The sequence below is a fragment of the Thiothrix unzii genome, from assembly GCF_017901175.1.
Lineage (GTDB): Bacteria > Pseudomonadota > Gammaproteobacteria > Thiotrichales > Thiotrichaceae > Thiothrix > Thiothrix unzii.
Window position 1 is genome coordinate 438,706 of the sequence record NZ_CP072793.1, and the last position, 21,470, is coordinate 460,175.

The 21,470-nt window shown below is 49.5% G+C and carries 20 protein-coding genes; 14 read left to right on the top strand and 6 right to left on the bottom strand.

The features are described 5' to 3' along the window. From ftsA to lpxC, 3 genes are all read left to right on the top strand, one after another. The gene (gene ftsA / locus J9260_RS02490) at positions 1 to 1,242 is read left to right on the top strand and encodes a cell division protein FtsA (RefSeq protein ID WP_210219482.1); all 1,242 of its coding nucleotides are present in this window, start codon (positions 1 to 3) and stop codon (positions 1,240 to 1,242) included. Positions 1,243 to 1,259: 17 nt separating this feature from the next. After that, a complete protein-coding gene (gene ftsZ / locus J9260_RS02495) occupies positions 1,260 to 2,426 on the top strand; it encodes a cell division protein FtsZ (RefSeq protein WP_210219483.1) in 1,167 nt (388 codons plus the stop codon). A 234-nt stretch (positions 2,427 to 2,660) separates the two neighbouring features. Next, on the top strand, positions 2,661 to 3,578 hold the full coding sequence (lpxC, locus tag J9260_RS02500) for a UDP-3-O-acyl-N-acetylglucosamine deacetylase (RefSeq protein WP_210219484.1): 918 nt from the start codon (positions 2,661 to 2,663) through the stop codon (positions 3,576 to 3,578). On the opposite strand, the gene J9260_RS02505 is transcribed toward lpxC, so the two are convergent. Further along, on the bottom strand, positions 3,575 to 4,000 hold the full coding sequence (locus tag J9260_RS02505) for a hypothetical protein (protein WP_210219485.1): 426 nt from the start codon (positions 3,998 to 4,000) through the stop codon (positions 3,575 to 3,577). The two genes, lpxC and J9260_RS02505, sit on opposite strands and share 4 nt — an antisense overlap. An 89-nt stretch (positions 4,001 to 4,089) precedes the next feature. Here J9260_RS02505 and J9260_RS02510 point away from each other — a divergent pair, with 89 nt between their 5' ends. The 4 genes from J9260_RS02510 to J9260_RS02525 all read left to right on the top strand — a co-directional run bounded on the left by J9260_RS02510 (position 4,090) and on the right by J9260_RS02525 (position 10,067). Then, the gene (locus J9260_RS02510) at positions 4,090 to 5,049 is read left to right on the top strand and encodes a M23 family metallopeptidase (RefSeq protein WP_210219486.1); all 960 of its coding nucleotides are present in this window, start codon (positions 4,090 to 4,092) and stop codon (positions 5,047 to 5,049) included. Between the two features lie 140 nt (positions 5,050 to 5,189). Beyond that, positions 5,190 to 7,886, top strand: coding sequence for a preprotein translocase subunit SecA (gene secA, locus J9260_RS02515; RefSeq protein WP_320374342.1), 2,697 nt, complete (start codon positions 5,190 to 5,192; stop codon positions 7,884 to 7,886). 25 nt (positions 7,887 to 7,911) lie between these two features. After that, positions 7,912 to 9,120 carry a bifunctional glutamate N-acetyltransferase/amino-acid acetyltransferase ArgJ gene (argJ, locus tag J9260_RS02520; protein ID WP_210219488.1) on the top strand — a complete coding sequence of 403 codons (1,209 nt, stop codon included), beginning with the start codon at positions 7,912 to 7,914 and terminating at the stop codon, positions 9,118 to 9,120. Next, positions 9,120 to 10,067 (top strand): Nudix family hydrolase, encoded by a 948-nt coding sequence (locus tag J9260_RS02525; RefSeq protein WP_210219489.1) that lies wholly within the window; start codon positions 9,120 to 9,122, stop codon positions 10,065 to 10,067. The genes argJ and J9260_RS02525 overlap by 1 nt, the downstream gene beginning before the upstream one ends. Here J9260_RS02525 and J9260_RS02530 read toward each other — a convergent pair. From J9260_RS02530 to J9260_RS02550, 5 genes are all read right to left on the bottom strand, one after another. Then, positions 10,064 to 10,267 carry a YdcH family protein gene (locus J9260_RS02530; protein WP_210219490.1) on the bottom strand — a complete coding sequence of 68 codons (204 nt, stop codon included), beginning with the start codon at positions 10,265 to 10,267 and terminating at the stop codon, positions 10,064 to 10,066. The two genes, J9260_RS02525 and J9260_RS02530, sit on opposite strands and share 4 nt — an antisense overlap. Positions 10,268 to 10,271: 4 nt before the next feature. Further along, on the bottom strand, positions 10,272 to 11,900 hold the full coding sequence (locus tag J9260_RS02535) for a DEAD/DEAH box helicase (protein WP_210219491.1): 1,629 nt from the start codon (positions 11,898 to 11,900) through the stop codon (positions 10,272 to 10,274). A gap of 206 nt (positions 11,901 to 12,106) precedes the next feature. Beyond that, positions 12,107 to 13,468: a DNA repair protein RadA gene (radA, locus tag J9260_RS02540; RefSeq protein ID WP_210219492.1), complete on the bottom strand. Its 1,362-nt coding sequence runs from the start codon at positions 13,466 to 13,468 to the stop codon at positions 12,107 to 12,109. Then, complete coding sequence (locus J9260_RS02545; protein WP_210219493.1) at positions 13,461 to 14,750, bottom strand: HlyC/CorC family transporter; 1,290 nt, start codon at positions 14,748 to 14,750, stop codon at positions 13,461 to 13,463. The genes radA and J9260_RS02545 overlap by 8 nt, the downstream gene beginning before the upstream one ends. Next, positions 14,747 to 15,574 (bottom strand): cytochrome C assembly family protein, encoded by an 828-nt coding sequence (locus J9260_RS02550; RefSeq protein ID WP_210219494.1) that lies wholly within the window; start codon positions 15,572 to 15,574, stop codon positions 14,747 to 14,749. Before J9260_RS02550 ends, J9260_RS02545 begins: the two co-directional genes overlap by 4 nt. A 128-nt stretch (positions 15,575 to 15,702) precedes the next feature. Between J9260_RS02550 and ffh the strand changes: the two genes are divergently transcribed. From ffh to rpsP, 7 genes are all read left to right on the top strand, one after another. After that, positions 15,703 to 17,085, top strand: a complete 1,383-nt coding sequence (ffh, locus tag J9260_RS02555) for a signal recognition particle protein (RefSeq protein WP_210219495.1) — start codon at positions 15,703 to 15,705, stop codon at positions 17,083 to 17,085. Positions 17,086 to 17,313: 228 nt separating this feature from the next. Further along, positions 17,314 to 17,577, top strand: coding sequence for a hypothetical protein (locus J9260_RS02560; protein ID WP_210219496.1), 264 nt, complete (start codon positions 17,314 to 17,316; stop codon positions 17,575 to 17,577). A gap of 223 nt (positions 17,578 to 17,800) precedes the next feature. Next, positions 17,801 to 18,103 (top strand): hypothetical protein, encoded by a 303-nt coding sequence (locus J9260_RS02565; RefSeq protein WP_210219497.1) that lies wholly within the window; start codon positions 17,801 to 17,803, stop codon positions 18,101 to 18,103. Between the two features lie 264 nt (positions 18,104 to 18,367). Further along, on the top strand, positions 18,368 to 18,757 hold the full coding sequence (locus J9260_RS02570) for a hypothetical protein (RefSeq protein ID WP_210219498.1): 390 nt from the start codon (positions 18,368 to 18,370) through the stop codon (positions 18,755 to 18,757). Positions 18,758 to 18,966: 209 nt separating this feature from the next. Further along, positions 18,967 to 20,205, top strand: coding sequence for a hypothetical protein (locus J9260_RS02575; RefSeq protein ID WP_210219499.1), 1,239 nt, complete (start codon positions 18,967 to 18,969; stop codon positions 20,203 to 20,205). A 130-nt stretch (positions 20,206 to 20,335) separates the two neighbouring features. Next, positions 20,336 to 21,043 (top strand): DUF1287 domain-containing protein, encoded by a 708-nt coding sequence (locus tag J9260_RS02580; protein ID WP_210219500.1) that lies wholly within the window; start codon positions 20,336 to 20,338, stop codon positions 21,041 to 21,043. A 170-nt stretch (positions 21,044 to 21,213) separates the two neighbouring features. Next, the gene (gene rpsP / locus J9260_RS02585; protein WP_210219501.1) at positions 21,214 to 21,468 is read left to right on the top strand and encodes a 30S ribosomal protein S16; all 255 of its coding nucleotides are present in this window, start codon (positions 21,214 to 21,216) and stop codon (positions 21,466 to 21,468) included. Positions 21,469 to 21,470 lie beyond the last annotated feature (2 nt).

Consider the following 21,470-nt stretch of genomic DNA (forward strand, 5'->3'; position numbering starts at 1 on the left):
ATGTCAAAGAAAGCAGAACATGACGTGATCGTGGCACTGGATTTGGGCACTTCAAAAGTGGTTGCCCTTGTCGGTGAAGTTAATGATAACGGGCGTTTGGGAATCATTGGATTGGGTTCTTACCCGTCACGCGGGATGAAAAAAGGTGTGGTGGTTAATATTGAGTCCACCATCCAGTCGATTCAACGCGCGGTGGAAGAAGCGGAATTGATGGCAGGCACACAGATTCGCACAGTGTATGTGGGTATCGCAGGTAGCCACGTGCGCAGTTTGAATTCCCACGGCATTGTCGCGATTAAAGACAAAGAAGTGACCGAGAGTGATGTGGAACGGGTCATGGATGCGGCGCGTGCGGTGGCTATTCCAGCAGATCAGCGTATTTTGCATGTGTTGCCACAAGAATACGTGATTGACCAGCAAGAAGGTATCCGCGAACCCGTGGGAATGTCCGGGGTGCGCTTGGAGGCTAGAGTGCATCTGGTTACGGCGGCACACAGCGCGGCGCAAAACCTAGTGAAATGCGTGGAGCGGTGCGGCCTTGCGGTTGAAGACATTATTCTCGAACAGGTGGCTTCCAGTTACGCGGTGCTGGAAGAGGATGAGAAAGAGTTAGGCGTGTGTTTGGTCGATATTGGCGGCGGAACCAGCGACATTGCGGTGTTTATGAATGGCTCGATTCACCACACAGCAGTTATTCCCATTGCAGGTGATCAGGTAACGAATGATATTGCGGTTGCGGTACGTACCCCTACGCAGCACGCCGAAGAAATCAAGATTCGTTACGGACGGGCATTACGGCAACTGGTTGATGCGGATGAATTGATTGAAGTGCCGGGTGTAGGCGAGCGGGAACCCCGCAGCCTGTCGGTACAAACCTTAGCGTCGGTGATTGAGCCGCGTTACGAAGAACTTTTTTCACTCGTTCTGCAAGAGCTGCGGCGTAGCGGTTATGAAGAGCGAATTGGTGCAGGTATCGTGTTAACAGGTGGTTCCTCCAAAATGCGGGGCGTTCGCGAGTTAGCAGAAGAGGTGTTCCACATGCCGGTGCGAATCGGTATGCCTCGTAATTTAAGTGGCCTGCACGGTGAGGTTGAAAACCCTATCCATTCCACTGGGGTAGGGCTGCTGTTGTACGGAATGGCGCAGCAGGCTTACGGGACTAAGCGTACTTACGCTACCAATACCGCTTCGTCAGAAGGGTGGGTAGAACGCTTGAAGAACTGGTTTAACGGTAACTTTTAACAGTCGGAGATACGGGCATGTTTGAACTAATGGACAGTGCAGCCAAAGGTGCTGCAATCAAGGTAATCGGTGTCGGCGGAGGCGGTGGTAATGCTGTCAAGCACATGCTGGCATCCGGTATCGAAGGCGTTGAATACATTTGCGCGAATACCGATTCCCAGGCATTGGCCGGAATTGGCGTTAAAAGCGTGTTGCAGTTGGGTGCATCTTTAACCAAAGGCTTGGGTGCGGGCGCAAACCCAGACATCGGGCGTGAGTCGGCTATCGAAGACCGTGAACGCATTAAAGAACTGGTCAGTGGTACGGACATGCTGTTCATTACTGCTGGCATGGGTGGTGGTACTGGCACAGGTGCAGCTCCAGTGATTGCGGAAATTGCCCGTGATATGGGGATTTTGACCGTCGCCGTGGTTACTCGCCCGTTTATTCTGGAAGGTGCACGTCGTAAAAAGTCTGCCGACGAAGGTATCGCCGAGCTGTACAAGCACGTTGATTCCTTAATCACTATTCCTAACCAAAAGTTGCTGACTTCCTTGGGTAAGAACGTGTCGTTACTGTCTGCTTTTGAGGCGGCGAATGATGTGTTACTGAAAGCCGTACAAGGCATCGCTGAGTTGATTACCAGCCCCGGCTTGATCAACGTCGACTTTGCAGACGTGCGTGCGGTAATGTCAGGTGGTGGTATTACTATGATGGGTTCTGGTGAAGCGCAAGGTGAAGACCGTGCTTCCAAAGCGGCTCAAATGGCGATTTCCAGCCCGTTACTCGAAGACATCCGTTTGGACGGTTCGCGCGGCATTCTGGTTAGCATCAGTGGCGGCTTGGACATGACCATGCACGAGTTCGAGGAAGTCGGCTCTGTGGTCGGGCAATTTGCAGCTGATGATGCCAATGTGATTATTGGTACGACCCTGAACCCAGAATTGGGCGACAAGATCCGTGTCACCATCGTCGCAACCGGTTTGGAAGATGTGGGCAAAGCAGCCGTTGCGCCACCTAAAGCCGTTGAGCATCCTAGTAAAGTCGCACGTTTGCAGCCGGTTCAATTGGAACCAGTGCAAAAAGTTGCGGTCGGAGCAGGAAGAGGTCGTTACGACAACGTGTTGGATATTCCAGCTTATGCCCGCCAAGGTGGGGAAAATAATTTGGATATTCCTGCGTTCCTGCGCAAACAGGCGGATTAATGCACGCCTGATTTTAGTACGTCACAACATGCCCTTGGTGGTTGAGGTGTTTTCCCTCAGCCACTTTTTATGGGGTGTTGTTGCGCAGGATCACCTGAAAGTCTGCTTGGGCGAGTGGATTTTCAGGTGATTTTTCGTTTGTGGGGGAAAGTCGTTCAGGCCAGATGTGTTCAAATCCAATAAAATGCGTCTATTATTAAAAGTAGCGCAGTTAAAATCCTATTCGGGGGCATCATGCTAAGGCAACGGACGATTAAACAAGTAGTCTCAACTATCGGTATTGGCTTACATTCCGGTAAGAAAGTGTCGATGGCGTTGCGTCCTGCGGCTTCTAACACCGGCATTGTATTCCGGCGTGTGGATATGACCCCGCCCACTTTGGTGGAGTTGCACCCTGAGCGTGTCGCGGAAACCATGTTGTGTACGGCTCTCGTACAAAACGATGCGAAAGTTGCCACGGTTGAGCATTTATTATCGGCATTGGCAGCCTTGGGCATTGATAATCTCTATGTCGACTTAGACGCGCCAGAAATCCCTATTATGGATGGCAGTGCCTCGCCTTTCCTGTACCTGTTACAGTCGGCAGGCATCGAGGAGTTGATGTCGCCGAAACGCTTTATCCGTATCAAAAAGCCGATTGAAGCCAGTCGTGGTGATGGTTGGGCAAAACTACTGCCTTATGACGGTTTTAAGGCCAGTTTTGAGATTGATTTCAACCATCCGGCAGTAAATTCGACGGCGCAATACCTTGAAATTGACTTTTCCCAGCAAGCGTATGCCAGTGAAATCTCGCGAGCACGTACTTTTGGTTTTATGCGTGATGTCGAAATGTTGCGTTCCCGTAACCTAGGATTGGGCGGTAGTCTGGAAAATGCCATCGTGTTGGACGATTACCGGGTATTAAACCATGAGGGGTTGCGCTACGGTGATGAGTTTATTCGCCACAAGATTTTGGATGCGATTGGTGATTTGTACACCTTGGGTCACGGTATTATTGGTTATTACCAAGCCCACAAGTCAGGGCACGCGATCAATAATTTGCTAGTGCGGGCTTTGCTTCAGCAGCAGGATGCGTGGGAAATGGTCACAATGGCAGAAGATAATAAACAACAAGTGATCTTCGGTAACGATTACCTGTTGGCTCCGATCTAAAACTGGTTGCGCGGGGTGTTGGCGGTAGTGACAAGCCGCAGCACACAAGCTTGTAACTCACTATCGGTGATGCCCTGGGCAATGCTGCGCACGACTTGAGCGGCGTTATCGGATAGTTGGAAACCGTTGTTTTTTTGCACAAAGCTTGCAAACGGTAAACTAATCAATTTAATATGCAGCGCACTAATTTTGAGGTTTAGGCGTTTGCTTAGATGTTTACCCAGCGTGTTTTGCTGAAACCTAGCTTGCAGTGCAAGATGGGGGTCATCGGTCAAGAGTGTCAGCCGGTGATTTTTCAGTATTGGCCAGATGCGGTTTTCTGTCGTCAACGACAGAAACTGACTGATCTCCGCCGACAGTTTATCCTGTTGTTCCAGCCTTTCAGCTATTTGTGGATTTATCAAATGGTTGATCTTTCTCATGCTGTCTATACGTCCATCAGCTACAATAAACACTATTATAAGGATGGCAGCACGTCTAACCTAGTAAGGAAGTTGAGGGATTTACGACTGTGAAAGTAATTTGTTTGAGTGATGACGGTTCGCGCCGTGCGTCATTTAGTCTTCACCCGTGGAAGCATTTGATTATTCCAGCCGGTGTTGTAGCTCTATTGATCATAGGGCTTTCCATTAATCAGATGTTGGGTTTGTACCGGCTTGATGCTACCCCCCAGAATGCGTCCTTGTCACAAGGCGAAGCGGGCAAAATGATCTCTGCCATTGAGCAGCAAATCAGCACCGTAGACCAAATCAAAAAAGCTTACGCGAATTACACCGTGGATGTGGATACCTTGGCGGTACGTCTAGGGTCGTTAGAAGCAGAAATTGTACGTTTAAACGCACTGGCGAAGCGGGTGGCAGATAAAGCCAAGCTGGACCCGGCAGAGTTTGCCTTGGATCAAAAACCGGGGCGCGGTGGTTTAGACACCGATCCCGCACCACCAGTGCAGCATTCCACCTCACGTGAGTTGTTGGCGGCTTTTCAGAAAGCGGAAAACGACATCGACCGTCAGCGCGGTATGATGGCGACGTTGGAACAAATCATGGAAGGCTTGAGTCTACAAGAGGAAGTGCTGCCATCCGGTCGTCCGGTGTTGAGCGGCTATATTTCTTCGGAGTTTGGCTTCCGGCGTGATCCGTTCAATGGGCGTTACAAAATGCACAAGGGTATTGATTACGCAGGTCCTAGTGGAACGGAGATTCATGCTGTCGGCGGCGGCGTGGTGTCTTTTGCAGGTAACCGTGGCGATGGTTACGGCAATGTGCTGGAAGTTGATCATGGCGATGGCTTGATAAGCCGTTATGCTCACTTGAGCCGTTTAGGGGTCAATGAGGGTGCTGTGGTTAAAAAAGGTGATTTGGTGGCTAATATGGGTAGCACGGGGCGTTCTACCGGGCCGCATTTGCATTTGGAAGTGTTACGCAACGGTGAGCAATTAAACCCGCGCGATTACCTTGGTCATGCCGAGTAATTAACATTGCCAAAAATTCACCGTACAGCCAGTTAATCCACTATATACTAGATACACACCGTCCGGTGTAGTCATATGCTTGGCATATAACTACAGCCGGACTTTTTCTTTGGACAAGGATACAAGAGAGCAAAACTATGTTGGGTTCCGTAGCCAGAAAAATTTTTGGCAGCCGCAATGACCGTCTGGTTAAGTCTTATTCCAAACTAGTCAAGAAAATCAACGTACTGGAAGACCAGTGCCGTGCCTTGTCTGATGCGCAATTAGCGGCTAAGACCGTAGAGTTTCGGGCGCGTTTAGCGCAGGGTGAAGCTTTAGATAATTTATTGCCAGAAGCTTTTGCTGTGGTGCGTGAAGCAGGGCATCGTACCTTGGGAATGCGTCATTACGATGTACAAATGATTGGTGGCATGGTGTTGCATGACGGTAAAATTGCCGAAATGCGCACGGGTGAAGGTAAAACCTTGGTGGCGACGGTAGCTGCATATTTAAATGCGTTACCGGGGCGCGGGATGCACGTCATTACCGTCAATGACTATCTGGCGCAGCGCGATGCGGCACAGATGGCGCGGTTGTACAGCTTTCTTGGCTTGACCACGGGTGTCATTATTAACGGTTTAAGTTCTGATCAGCGGCGTGAAGCGTATGCGGCGGACATTACTTACGGCACAAATAATGAATTCGGCTTCGATTACCTGCGCGACAATATGGCTTTCCGTAAGGAAGACAGGGTGCAGCGTCCGTTGCATTACGCGATTGTGGACGAAGTTGACTCCATTTTGATTGATGAAGCACGTACCCCGTTGATTATTTCCGGGCCGAGTCACGACGCTTCGCAATTATACACCGCGATTAACAGCATTATTCCTCAGTTGACTAAGCAGCTCGAAGAAGAGGGCGAAGGCGATTATTCCGTCGACGAGAAAGCGCGTCAGGTGTACTTAACTGAGTCCGGGCAAGAGCGTATTGAGCAGTTACTGACTGCCGCGAAGATTTTGCCGGAAGGTCAAGGTTTATACGATACGGTGAGCATTAGCGTGCTGCACCACTTGAATGCGGGTTTGCGGGCGCACGTGTTATTCCAGCGTAACGTGGATTACATTGTGCGCGATGGCAAAATCATCATCGTCGATGAGTTTACTGGGCGTACCATGCCGGGTCGGCGTTGGTCTGAAGGCTTACATCAAGCGATTGAAGCTAAAGAAGAAGTCGAAATTCAGGCTGAAAACCAGACGTTGGCTTCCATTACTTTCCAGAACTATTTCCGTTTGTACGAAAAGCTGTCAGGTATGACCGGTACGGCGGATACCGAAGCCTTTGAATTGCAGCAAATTTACGGTTTGGAAGTGGTGGTTATTCCAACCCATCGTCCGATGATTCGTAAAGATGCCAATGACTTGGTGTTCTTGACGGCTGAAGAAAAATACGAAGCTATCATTAAAGAAATTCAAACCGAAGTGGAAAAAGGTCGCCCGATATTGGTGGGTACGGCTTCGATTGATACTTCGGAATTGGTTTCTGACAAGCTAAAGGCTCTGCGGATTCCGCATGAAGTCCTCAATGCGAAACAACATGAGCGTGAAGCACACATTGTTGCGAACGCAGGGCGACCCGGTGCGGTAACGATTGCCACCAACATGGCTGGTCGCGGTACGGACATCGTGTTAGGCGGTAGTTTAGAAGAAGAGTTACGTCAATTAGCTGCGCCAAATCCTGAAGCGGAACAGAAAATCCGTGCGTTGTGGCAAAAACGCCATGATGCGGTGGTTGCTTCTGGTGGTTTACACATTTTGGGCACTGAACGCCACGAATCGCGCCGGATCGACAATCAGTTGCGCGGGCGTTCCGGTCGTCAGGGTGACCCCGGTTCTTCACGTTTCTTCTTGTCGCTCGAAGACACCCTCATGCGTATTTTTGCCTCTGAGCGAGTCAAGGGCATGATGCAGCGTTTGGGGATGGAAAAAGGCCAAGCGATTGAAGCGGGTTTGGTTTCCAAGTCGATTGAAAATGCGCAGCGTAAGGTGGAAGCGCACAACTACGATATTCGTAAGCATTTGCTCGAATACGATGACGTGGCAAATGACCAGCGTAAAGTCATTTATGGGCAGCGCAATGAGTTGCTGGAAGCCGATGACATCGCTGACATGATTGCGAATATTCGTGAAGACGTGGCGGACACCATGTTCTCGGCGCATATTCCAGCGGGTAGTATTGACGAGCAATGGGATCTTGACGGTCTTTACAAGCAGCTTTATACCGATTTTGGTTTGGATTTGCCGATTAAACAGTGGTTGGCAACTGAAAAGAATTTGTACGAAGAAACCTTGCGTGATCGTATCCAAGAGCAAGTGGCTGCGGTATTGACCAACAAAGAGGAAATGATTTCCGCGCCGAATATGCGTCGTTTGGAACGTGACGTGATGTTGCATGTGCTGGATACCGAGTGGAAAGAACACTTGGCAGCAATGGACTATTTGCGCCAAAGCGTGGGCTTGCGTGGTTATGCGCAGAAAAACCCCAAGCAAGAATACAAGCGTGAAGCGTTTGAAATGTTCGAGCAATTGCTGGAGCGCATCAAACACGATGTAATTGCTTTCCTGATGCGGATTCAATTACAAGAACCGCAAGCAGCAATAGCGGAATTGGAAACTCACCCAGAGCAGCCAATGCAGTTTACTCACGCGGATGCGGGTAGCGTATTGGCAGATGATGAAGTGGTAGATGCCGTTGTGGGTGACGATACCTTTAAACGCGAAGGCGATAAAGTTGGGCGCAATGACCTGTGCCCGTGCGGTTCCGGCAAGAAATACAAGCATTGCCACGGTAAGTTGAGTTAAGCATCGACGAGTTGGAGTAGGTAATATGGCAGTCAATTTACAAGCACCTGAAACGTTATTGCCTGTTGCGGGCGTGCGTTTAGCATCGGTTAACGCCGGTATCCGTTACAAAAACCGTAACGATTTGTTATTGATTGAGTTGGAAAACGGTAGCCATACCGCAGCGGTTTTTACCCGTAATGCGTTTTGTGCTGCACCAGTTCATGTTTGCCGCAGCCATTTACAACACTCCAGTCCACGTTATTTGTTGGTCAATGCGGGCAATGCGAATGCCGGTACGGGTGAGCAAGGAATGCAGGCGGCGCGTGAATGTTGCGAGCAACTCGCCGAACAAGGTGAATGCTGGGCCGAACAAGTCCTGCCATTTTCTACCGGCGTGATTGGAATGCAGCTCCCGGTGGAAAAAATTACGGCCGCATTGCCGCAAGCTTTAGCGCAATTAGACGAAAACGGTTGGATGGATGCTTCGCGCACCATTATGACTACCGATACCGTGGCGAAAGCGATCAGCCGTCAGGTGGAAATCTTTGGCGAAACCATCACAATTACGGGTATTGCTAAGGGTGCAGGGATGATTCACCCCAATATGGCAACCATGTTGGCGTATGTGGCGACTGATGCATTGCTGGAAAAAGAGACTTTACAGCGGGTCTTGAATACGGTGGTTGAAGAAACTTTCAACTGCATCACTGTCGATGGCGACACTTCTACCAATGATTCTTTGGTGGTTATGGCGACGGGTAGTTCCGGCGTTTATGTGGGTGGCGCGGGTTTGGCAATATTCCAGCAAGCATTGCAGGAAGTGTGCTTGTACCTTGCTCAGGCGATTATTCGTGATGGCGAAGGCGCAACAAAATTTATCAGTATTGATGTGCAAGGTGCGGCTACCCGTGCCGAAGCCCGTGTGGTGGGAAATACTGTCGCGCTGTCGCCGTTGGTGAAAACGGCGTTGTTCGCCAGTGACCCTAACTGGGGGCGTATTCTTGCCGCAGTTGGTCGTAGCCATGTGGACGATTTAGCCGTTGATCGCATCAGCATTTGGCTGGGTGAAACCGTGTTAATCGTCAATGGCGAGCCTGCGCCTAGTTACCAAGAAGCATTGGGTGCGGCAGAAATGCGCCGCGATGAAATCACCATTCGCATTGATTTAGGGCGTGGTGAAGCCTCTGCAACCACTTGGACGTGCGATTTCTCTTACGATTACGTCAAAATCAACGCTGAATACCGCAGTTAATGAACGAACCGCTTTATGTGGTTGCGGCGGTGATTCGCGGTGATGATGGCAGAATTTTATTAGCGCAACGCCCCAGCAATAAACACCAAGGTGGCAAGTGGGAGTTTCCAGGCGGCAAATTAGAAGTCGGTGAAACTCCGTTGCAGGCATTGGGGCGCGAATTGCACGAAGAACTGGGCATTACCCCGCTACAAGCTCAACCTCTGATTAAAGTGCGTTACACCTATCCCGAACGCAGTGTATTGCTCGATGTTTGGGAGGTTACTGCTTTTGAAGGCATTCCGCACGGTTGTGAAGGTCAGCCAGTCGCGTGGTTTACCGCAGCGCAATTACCCACTTTAGAATTTCCGGCGGCGAATGCACCGATTGTGACGGCGGCATTATTGCCCGCTCAGTATCTAATTACCCCTGAACCTGAAGACTTCTCCGCCTTTTTACTGCGTTTGGAGACCTGTTTGCAGGCGGGTGTACGTTTGGTGCAGTTTCGCGCCAAATCACTGGACTCGTCCGCGTATCTGGCTTTAGCGCAAGATGTGATTGCGCTGACGCACGCTTATCAGGGAAAGGTGATTGTCAATGCGCCACCTCTGGCGATAGCGGCAGCAGATGGGGTGCATTTAACCAGTCGGCAATTGCAGCAACCATCTGATGACATCCTTAAGCTGCGTTTGCCGGGGCAATGGTTGTCGGCGGCTTGTCATAATGCGCAAGAGTTAGTACAAGCTGCTACATTGGGTGTGGATTTTGCGCTGCTTGCACCGGTACTGCCCACCGCGACACACCCGAATGCGCCAACGTTAGGCTGGGATGCTTTTCAGGAGTTGGCAGATGCGGTGAATTTCCCAGTATACGCGCTGGGTGGTTTGAATGTTGCTGACCTAGCTATCGCACGCCGACACGGCGGGCAGGGAATCGCTGCCATCCGAGGGTTATGGGGTGTGGTTTAAGCGGGCTGATCAGGGATGAGCTGGCTGTTAATCCGTGAAATCATGTCTTTCAACAGTAACTTGCGTTTTTTCATGCGCGTGGCCTTAAACTGATCGTGATCAGCTTGGGCTTGTAATTGCGCAATGGCTTCATCCAACTCCCGATGCTCTTGCATCAGTGTTGCTAGTTGTTGGTGAAGCATTTCCGTATCTTGGTGCATGGTCTTATTGCGTCACAATTCGGCGTTTTTCTTTGTAACGAATCACCACTTTTTTATCATCTGCGGCTTTATCGCCAGCAGGTTGCTGTGGTGCGTAATTGGGTTTTTCCCAGCTACCGATTTCGTAAGAGCCGCCATTGTCACGGCGTGCGCCTGTGTTAGGACGCGGATTATTGTGGTAAGGGCGTGGTGCTTCACCGCCGCCGCCGCCACCGTCAGTGCGTTTGCGCTGCGCTCCGCCATTAAGACGACCGTAAGGACCTTTGCGTTGTTGACGCGGATCGGCACTTCCGGCGGCGGCTTGACGATCATCAGGTGGACGTTGTTCTGGGTTGCGCCCTTGGCTGGGATTATGGTTGCTGCGCCCTTGTTGGTTGGGAGCGTTGCGTCCATTGCTTGCACCGTGTTGGCGCGAACCACCGCGTGCTGCGCCGCCACCTTGATTGCGTTGCCCGCGTCCGTCGTTATCACGATGGCTACGCGGTGAGCGCACTGTCGGCGTGAAGCTACCGGAGGTGTGTTCCAGTGGTGCAAGTCCGGGCAGGTTGCATTGTTCAATCGAATCGCCTAGTGATTCTTCGATTAATTTCAGGTTTTCGCGTTCGCGTGGCAATACGACTGCAATGACAGCTTCTTCGCGGGTAGCCGTGGCGAGGTCACGTAAGCGTGCTTCGTAATCTTCCACTTTCGCCGGTAACTCGAAGTTAATGACGTGTTCATCGCCGCGTAATTGCGGGGTAAGCCCATCTTGGTCAGCGTAAATCAAAATTGGGCTGGTTTCACCGTTGCGCTCATCCGCCGGAATATCCGCCGCTACGTCTGCGCTATGCCCATGATTACTCAGGCTTTCTGCTAAAGCTTTGGCGACTTTGCTGGTAATCGTGAAAATAACAGTGGGTTCACCGGCAAATTCATCCAGCAAATGATCCATTAACGCGATTTTGTGAGTGTAATCGTCAGCAAGGTGCACGACTTGCGGAATTTGCAGTAAAGGATTGCGGTCGTCTTCAATCTCTAATTCTTCCGCACCCGCTAAAATCGTGCGGGCGTACCCGGCGATGTCATCTTCTTTACGCACAAACGCAATAATCGGGCATTCAGAAGAGCGTTCGGAGAGAATTTTATTAATCAGCCCGTGCAAGCCCTTGTGATAAATCGCGCTCAGGTCGTCAATAATCAGCATTTCCAGCTTGGAAAAGTCGGCTTTGTTATTATCGACCAAATCATTTAAACGCCCGGGTGTGGCAATCATTAAATCCAAAGGGCGGCGTAACAAGCGCATTTGCGGTTGATATGGGCGACCACTGACAATAAAACCGGAGCGAATTTGCTGCCCATCACCTAATAAACGCTTGATGGTGTAATTAATCTGATTCACCCGGTCACGGCGTGAGGTCAGGATTAAAACACGCGCGTGGCGATGTTCTTCCAAAGGATTACCCAGCACATGATTCATGGCGGGAATCAGGAACGCACCTGTTTTGCCGGAAGCAGATTGCGTCCAAATGATAACGCTTTTATGCGCCGTCATAAGGGGTATCAACTGCTTTTGCAGCTCAGTCGGATTTTCGTAACCAGCCGCCTCGATGGTAGCTGCGAATGTTTCGTTAAGACCTAGTTCTGAGAACGACAAGACACGTACTCCCCGTCTGTAATGGGTGAGAGTGATTTAAAAAAGTGAAGGCAACTGCCACACTGGACAAGGACGAACCAGCAACGCTACCCACATCAACTTTCCAAAAACCCGTATTTATGACTCGAATGAATGCATGGGTATATTGGATAAAATTATTATATCTGTTGCGTATAGTCAACGAGTATAAACCTTTTGTGGTAATTTTACATCACTGCTTGAACGGCTTTTTCCAATCGTGAAACTGCCTCAACGGTGATTCCTTCAATCGGCTGCCTTGGTTGGTTTCCCTTGGGCACAATAGCGCGGCGGAAACCGTGCTTGGCAGCTTCCCGTAATCTTTCCTCACCGTTTGGAACGGGGCGAATTTCGCCCGCCAGTCCAACCTCTCCGAAAACCACCAGATCAGCAGGTAAAGGACGATTGCGGAAACTTGAGAGTGCCGCTAGCAACAATGGTAAATCAGCGGCGGTTTCTGAAATCTTAACGCCGCCCACAATATTGATAAAAACATCCTGATCAAACATCGAAATACCGCCGTGGCGGTGCAATACGGCTAATAACATCGCAAGACGGTTTTGTTCCAGTCCCAACGTGACCCGTCGGGGCGCATTGCCGTGACTTTGATCGACCAATGCTTGCATCTCGACCATGAGCGGACGTGTGCCTTCGCGCGTCACCATAATCACGCTGCCGGAGACCGGTTCGTCATGGCGTGACAGGAAAATGGCAGAAGGATTGCTCACTCCTTTGAGGCCGTGCTCGGTCATGGCGAATACGCCGAGTTCGTTGACCGCGCCGAAACGGTTTTTCACCGCGCGTAAAATGCGGTAACGCCCGCCGGGGTCGCCTTCAAAATATAGCACGGTGTCAACCATGTGCTCCAGCACGCGCGGGCCTGCAAGCGTCCCTTCTTTGGTAACGTGTCCGACAAGAAACATTGTAGTCTGGGTTTGTTTGGCAAAACGTACCAATTTCGCTGCCGCTTCACGGATTTGGCTGACTGAGCCGGGTGCCGATTGCAAGTGATCGGTGAAAATGGTTTGAATCGAGTCGATTACCATTAGTCCCGGTTTTTCTTTCGCGGCTAAATTGAGAATATTTTCGACGCATGTTTCGGTGAGCAAGCGCAAACGGTCGGTGGGTAAGCCTAGGCGTTTTGCACGTAAGCCCACTTGTTGCAACGATTCTTCCCCGGTGACGTAGAGGCTGTCGAGCGCGGTCAGTTCGGTGAGGGTTTGCAATAAAATCGTGGATTTGCCGATGCCGGGGTCGCCACCCATCAAGATAACCGAGCCAGCAACCAAACCACCACCCAAAACACGATCCAGTTCTGCTTGTTGGGTGGGGATGCGCGGACTTTCGTGCAAACTGACTTCTTGCAACGAGCGAATGACTGCCTGCTCGCCGGTATAATTGCCGGTGCGTTCTGTTACTTGCTTACTGGTGGGAAGGTTCAGGCTTTCTTCGAGGGTATTCCACGCGCCACAATCGCTGCATTGCCCGCTCCACTTACTGTGAAGGCAGCCGCAAGCAGAACAATGGTATTGAAGTTTGGCTTTACTCATCGTCTTCCGTGGTCGCGCGTTGGATGCGGGGGTGAATAATCAGGGTTTTAACCGCGTTATTGCGGGTTTTGCGAATTTCCATCGGGTAGTCGTCTATCAATACGGTCATGCCGGGTACGGGGATGGATTCCAGATATTCCAGTATTAGTCCATTGATTGTATTGGCTTCTTCGGATGCGAAGTGACTGCCTATCTGGCGGTTGACTTCGCGAATTGGCATGGAGCCGTCTACCCAATAACTGCCATCGTCAAGTTGCTGGATTTCGCGGGTTTGGTTGCTGGGTACAGTAGAAAATTCGCCCACGATTTCTTCTAAAATATCTTCCAGTGCGATAAGGCCGAGAATTTCACCGTATTCATCAACCACCAAGGCAATCCGGCGGCTTTCCTCTTGGAAGTTTAGCAGTTGTTGCGTCAAGCTGGTGCTTTCTGGAATAAAATAAGCAGGGCGGATAATGGCCTCAAAGCGTTCCCGATCCAGATGTCCATCCCGAAACAGCGGTAATAATTTGCGCAAGTGTACAAAACCAAGCACATTGTCTAAATTTTCGCTGTAAATCAACAGTCGGGTAAAATTACTGTTGATGATTTGCTCTTCAAGCTCGTTCCAGTCGTCATTGATGTCCAGCCCCTGTAACTGGCTGCGTGGAATCATAATATCGCTAACGGTGGTGCTTTCCATGTCCATCACCCGTAACAGCATATCGAGATGCGATTGCGGAATGTGTGTACCAGCCGAGCTAACCACGGTGCGCAATTCCTCGTGGCTCAATGCCACCCGGTTAGCATCATCATTACGTGCACCAAAAAGGCGCAAAATGCCGTTGGTAAACAGATTGAGTAACCAAACAAAAGGCCACATGACTTTCATTAGGGTGGCGTAAATGCGTGCAGCCACAAATGCAATACGTTCGGGGTACATTGCCCCTAAAGTTTTAGGGGTTATTTCCCCAAAAATCAGCAGCAGGAATGTCAGTATACCCGTAGCAATCGCTAATCCGGCATCCCCGAATACGCGCAAACCCAACAGCGTGGCGAGCTGCGTAATCAAGATGTTAACGAAATTGTTGCCTAGTAGAATCAGGCTGATTAAACGATCCGGCTTTGCCAGTAATTTTTGTGCAAGCCGCGCCCCGGTATGTCCTTTTTCTGCTTGGTGTTTGAGTTTATAGCGGTTTAACGACATCAAGGCGGTTTCTGAGCCGGAAAAAAATGCCGAAAGCGAAAACAAGATCAATAGCGCAAAAATCAAAATACCTAGGGGAATGTCGTTAATATTCACGATGATTTTACCAAGAACTCCAGCACAAATTTACTGCCAAAAAACGCCAGCATCAAAATGAAGAATCCGCTAAGTGTCCAGCGAATCGCAATACGTCCGCGCCAGCCATACCGCCAATGTCCTGCCAGCAGGGTAGCAAACACGAGCAATGCAATGATGGATAACACCGTTTTATGGACAAGGTGCTGGCTGAAAAGATTGTCAACATACAGCGCACCACTGAGCAGCCCCGCGCTCAGTAGCATAACCCCAAGCAGGATCAACTTGAACAATAAGGCTTCCATATCCAGCAATGGCGGTAAAGTGCGAATCAGACCACCGGGATTGTGATTGTGTAAGTGCTTGTTTTGCCATGCCAGTAACAGAGCTTGCAGTGCGGCTAGGGTTAACATGCTGTAGGCCAGCAGTGAAGTGAAAATATGTACGCCTAAGCCGTTGCGTAAATCCAACGCTGCGCTATTTCCCTCATTTATCAACGGTAACAGCATGGCTGATAGTGTGAACGGTACAACGAAAATTCCGAGTGTCTCCAGCGGGCGGCGCAACATCGTAATAAACAGCAAGACGCTGCACAGCCACATGACGATGGAGCTTGCGCGTGCAAAGTCGATAGTGATTCCAGGTGTCTGCGAAATGGCGTGCAGAATTGTCCAGCCGTGCATACCCAGTGCCAATAGCCACACGACTATCAGTAATTGACGGTATTCCTGCGGCTGTCCTTGTAAGCGGTTGCGTAACCGCACTCCGATTAACAGCCACGTCGCCAACCACGCCAGCATGGCGAGCAAATTCGGGATGGCAAACAAGTTAAACGTTATTATCATTGTCAACGGGTTTCGTGTGTTAGCTCTTGAGATGTTACGTGAAACGTACCCTTTCGGGAACGCATTCGTTTTTGCTTTAATGCTATGATAGCAATTTGTGCCTGAATGGGACTAGAAAGAAGTCAAACATGTTTGAGAATTTAAGTGAACGTCTTTCGCAGACGGTAAAAAAATTGCGTGGTCAGGCACGACTGACCGATGACAACATCAAAGATGCCTTACGTGATGTACGTATGGCGTTACTGGAAGCGGATGTCGCGCTCCCAGTGGTGCGTGAATTCACTAATAAGGTGCGGGAACGCGCGATTGGGCAAGAGGTCTTAGAAAGTCTCAGCCCCGGGCAAGCCCTGATCAAGGTGGTGAATGACGAATTGGTAGCCATTATGGGCAAGGCCAACGAAACCTTGTCATTGAATGCCCAGCCACCGGCTGTCATCTTGATGGCAGGTTTACAAGGTGCTGGTAAAACCACCACTGTCGGTAAATTGACCCGTTTCCTGAAGGAACGCCAAAACAAGTCGGTGATGGTCGCCAGTTGTGACGTGTATCGTCCGGCGGCGATTAAGCAGTTAGAAACAATTGCCACTCAAACGGGCGGGGTTTTCTTCCCCAGCGAAGTTGCACAGCGTCCGGTCGATATTGCCAAAGCAGCGGTGGCGCAGGCCAAGCTGAAATACATGGATGTGCTGATCATTGATACGGCAGGGCGTTTACACGTTGATGCTGAGATGATGGCTGAAATTCAGGCGATTCACGCCGCTGTTAACCCGATAGAAACCCTGTTCGTCGTTGATAGCATGACCGGGCAAGATGCGGCGAATACGGCTAAAGCGTTTGGTGATGCCTTGCCATTGACGGGCGTAGTGCTGACTAAGGCTGATGGTGATGCGCGTGGTGGTGCGGCATTATCAGTGCGTCATGTTACCGGTAAGCCCATCAAGTTTATCGGGATGGGTGAAAAGCTGGATGCGCTGGAACCGTTTTATCCTGACCGCATGGCCTCGCGTATTTTGGGCATGGGCGACGTTCTCAGCCTGATCGAGGAAGCCCAGCGCAACGTTGACCACAAGAAAGCCCAAGCCCTCGCAAAGAAACTTAACAAGGGTAAAGGCTTCGATTTTGAAGATTTGCGTGAACAAATGACGCAAATGTTAAAAATGGGTGGTGTTGCTGGTTTGTTAGACAAGCTGCCGGGTATGGGAAATTTGCCCGCTGGGGTCAAAGATCAGGCTAACGACAAAGAAATTCGACGCATGATCGCGATTATTAACTCCATGACAGTGGCAGAAAGGCGTAACCCGGATCTGATTAAATCCGGCCGCAAACGTAGGATTGCTGCGGGTTGTGGCCTGCAAGTACAGGATGTTAACCGCTTGCTGAAGCAGCATTTGCAGATGAGCAAAGCCATGAAGCAGTTTTCCAAAGGCGGGATGCGAAAATTGATGAGCGGACTCAAAGGAAAGCTCCCGCCGGGGGGCGGATTTCCCCCCATGGGTGGATTTCCTGGGTAAATTTCTGCGGTTTTTTAGTGTTTTTAGGCTTACTTCGTCATGTTTGTCATAAGTGGGGTTTGCCTGTTGAATTATCTAGTTGTATGATGCGCATCGTCCAGAGGTTCCACGTGATAGGCATGACAGGGGTTGTTGTGCCGAAAACTGGATATGCCCTTTAATGTTCCGGGTTGGTTTTGATCCGGTTCAAGATTCCCTTTTTTTTGTTAATCGTGAGAGAGTTTGACTATGAACATGAAATCACAAATCGCTATCGCTGGCCTGCTGTTCGCTGGTCTGCTGGCTTCTGGTTGCAGCCAACAACAAGCTGCTGGTGAGCAATCTACTGGTTCCGCACAGCAAACTGCTGAAGCTGCTCCTGCTGCTACCGCTCCTGTTGCTCCTGCTGCAAAAGCTCCAATGGTTCCTAAAGTAAAAGCTAAAGGCAACTACAAGGGCCCAGTCGCACAAGACGCTGCTGCTGCTGCTGCTATGCAACAGTACAAGAAGTAATTCTTGTGGGGTTAGCCATCCTCGGATGGCCTATCCAAAGCCTCTTGCTTTACGGCAAGGGGCTTTTTTTTATCCGTTGAATAGGAAAGTTTTACCGTTTATCGGCGATTAGTGCGGATTTGTACTAGATTATAAGGCGTGTGTGAGTGAGGTGGGACATCCTTGCTTGCACTCAGATAACTTTTTCTGAACATACGTTCTTTTATGAAATGAGGCCAAAGCCATGGAATTAAAGTCAAAATTGACAATTGCCACTCTGCTAGTTGCAGGTTTATTTGCTACAGGTTGTAGCCAACAGCAGTCAGCGGGCAGCCAACAAACTGCATCCAGCCAACAAACAGCAGCACCTGAAACGCCGGTTCAACGTCCGCCGGTACAGCGTCCGCCTGCTCAACGTCCACCTGTTCAACGCCCACCCGCAATGCCACCTATTAAAGTTCCGCCAATTAAAGCAAAAGGCAACTATAAGGGTGCTGTGCAGATGGATCAGTCTTCCCGTGGCATGATGCAACAGTATCAACGCTAAGGTTTGACCTAAGCATTCAAAACCCTTATCGGTAACGGTAGGGGTTTTTTTTTGAAAGTGTGTTGCAACATGCTTCTTTTTGGTGCTTATTAGTGATTTTGATTAATCCATGCGATTGGTGGAGTTTTTAAAAGAAATTTCCCTGTTATTGTCGGTTTTTATGGAAAACCGTGCTAAATTTATTTTTGTGTCAGGCAAGAAAAGTCAGAATTCTTTGCTACACTCTGAAATGCTTTCCCTTAAACAACGAAAGAGATCAATACGATGAAAATCAAATCCCAACTCACTCTCGCAGCGATTATCGTTGCTGGTATGTTTGCGACGGGCTGTCAGCAAATGCAACAAACCGCTGGCGGCTCAAGCCAGCAGACTGCTTCTACCGATGGTGGCAGCACAGGTGGTAGCACCGCAGGTCAAGCGTGCGATCCAAAATCAGATAAAAATTGCCACCAGCATCCAGAAGCACCGGATTGTGCTATGAGCAAATGGCACAGCCACCCTTACAAAGATCCAGGCCATAAGCACACTTACGGTTGCTTGGCAGGCGCGAAGCAGAAAGTTGTTGTGCCACAAGTGAAAGCTAAAGGGAACTACAAAGGTCCAGTCGCTATTGACGACGCTTCTAAGGCTACCATGCAGCAATACCAGAAGTAATCTAGGCTATTACTAGGTTTCTTGTTGGTATGACAAATACGATATTTGTCCAAATGCCCAATTGTTAATCAGTTGGGCATTTTTTTGGTTGAAATCCCGCGTAATGCACTCTAACCTAGTCATCGCGTTGTGCGGGTAGTGTGTCTTCTTTTGCGCCTGCATCAATGTTGCCCTAGCGCGTTTACTAAATTTTTTATCAAGTTGTAGCCATGAAAAGAATATTCAGTTTGTTTTGTGTATTACTTGCCCTGCTAACTTTCTTGCCATCCACTGCCTCAGCAGATGTGTGGGCGGAAGAGAATCAATGGGATGATCTGTGGGAAGGGCGTTATCGCCAATGGGTGAGAACTAACTGGAAAGATGATATTTTCATGGATCCTTCCAAGCCTGTTTACTACAAATACGAAAACGATTGCGCGGATGCGGTTTATGCCATGCGGTTGATTTTCGCATTTGAACACCGTCTGCCCTTCGTGATTAATAACCGCGATAAAGCTGGACAGGTCGTTAGTAATCGCATGAAGACGTGGGATAATTTGTCACCTCCGCAACGTGTGCGCCGTTTCATGGATTATGTTGGCGATATGACCAGTAGTGAATCCTTGCGTAACGACACCTATCCTGTTGCTTTAAATGATATTCAGCCGGGTGACGTGTATGTCGCGCCGGGCGTGCATTCCTACCAAATTGTTGAAGTAACAGATGCTGGTATCGCTGAGGTCATGGCCTCAACTACGCCTAAACAAGCGCGTTATTTATTGCGTACTCCCTCTTTCCCATTCTACGTGCCTGAAGATAAGCGTTTGGGTGATGGTTATCGCCGTTTCAAACAGCCACAGAATCTTGGTAAGCCTGCATCAGCGCAGCCGGGGTATAGTGAAGAGCAGTTCCGTTTGGCGGCTGAGTTGAACTTCGATTACGTGGCATTTACCGATATTATTTCCAAAAAATTAGGTAAGCGTGAAGAAAAACCCGATGAAAAAACCATGCGTTTATTGCTTGCCCTGTGTATGTACGCGAATGACCGTAGCGTCTACGTTTACGATGCGCTGTGGTATTTGCAGAAAATTCGTGGCGAAGGTCGTCGTTGTATGAATGCACGTGAGTATGATGATCACTCCACACCTGGTCGTGACAAGCGTTTGAAAATGTTCTTTGACTCCATTCGTCGCCACTTGGATCGAGTTGGTCGGTTTGATAGTCGTTCACAGCCTGCACGTTGGGCAAAGGCAGTATTCTCTAACGATCAGCCGCCACAATCAGAAATGAAGCATTTGAATGATTTCTGTATGGTGCAAATGACGTTGGGTGAAGAGTATTACATGACCTTACGTGAGTTACGTCAAAACGTGGATGCAGGTTCGCTGAGTTCTGATCCTAATGCCCCGTTACCATTCCGTTGGGGTGTAGTGAAAGAACCGTTCCGTGCAGAATGCCCAACTTATTAAGCTTGGGTATCATTTGGGATGGTTAGACTCAGTGCTAACGCTGAATATACAACTATTATTAGATGGCGTTTCTTGAAGGTCTCTTTTTATTGAGTGTAGTGTTTCAGTTGCATAAGCAAGAGAGGGGTAGATGAGAAGTCTGTCTGGTGTCAGTTTGGCAATGTTGGTGGTTAGCACTGTAGTCTTGGGCAATATTAGTGGTTGTTCAACACAAAGTTCGGATAGTGGTCATTCGTTTAACATGAAACGCTCCCCGTCGGCTAAGCAGGGTTTAGCCACGCCGGAACGTTTATCGTATGCAGCTTTAGACCGGCTGCGACACCGTGTTGTATACGATGGTCGTTACATTCCCATTGGTTATCCGAATGGGGATGTTCCGCAAAATGTTGGGGTATGTACGGATACGGTGATTCGTTCCTACCGTAAGTTGGGGGTCGATCTTCAGCGTTTGGTGCATGAAGATATGTCGCGCAATTTTTATTCTTACCCGAACTTGCCAAAGTGGGGTTTGAATGCGCCGGATCCTAATATTGATCATCGCCGGGTACATAATCTGAAGGCGTTTTTCACTCGCCACGGGGCACGGGTTCCTGTGAGTGCTAATCCGCGTGACTATCGCCCCGGTGATTTGGTGACGTGGAATCTTGGTGGTGATCAAGAGCATATTGGTATTATCGTTGATCGTAAATCGACCGCAGATCCTGATCGTCCTTTGGTGGTGCATAACATTGCCGAAGGTGAGAAGATTGAAGATGTGCTGTTCCAGATGCCTATTAGCGGTCACTACCGTTATTTCCCGCGCTCCAGTCGGGGTATGAAGTACGCATCAGCACGTTGATGTGTAGTTAATCCTTCTGTCTTGCCAAGCCTCCGCTTAAGTCGGGGGCTTTTTTCTTTCCTAAGAATGTAATCAATACTTCACTTTTTCTGAAATTAACGTACAATTCCGCGTTTACTTCGGGGTGGGTAGACTGCCCTATGTTAACGGTATTATTTTAAGGTTTTGTAATGGTCAACATTCGTCTGGCAAGAGGCGGCGCGAAAAAGCGTCCTTTCTATCACATCGTTGTAAGCGATAAGCGTAAGCCACGTGACAGTGGTTATATTGAGCGTATTGGTTACTTTAACCCGGTTGCCCGTGGTCAAGAAGTGCGTCTGCACATTGAGCAGGATCGTGCAACTTATTGGCTGGGTTGTGGCGCACAGCCGACAGAACGTGTTGCCAAGCTGTTGAAAGAAACGGCAGAGCAGGCAGCGGCTTAACC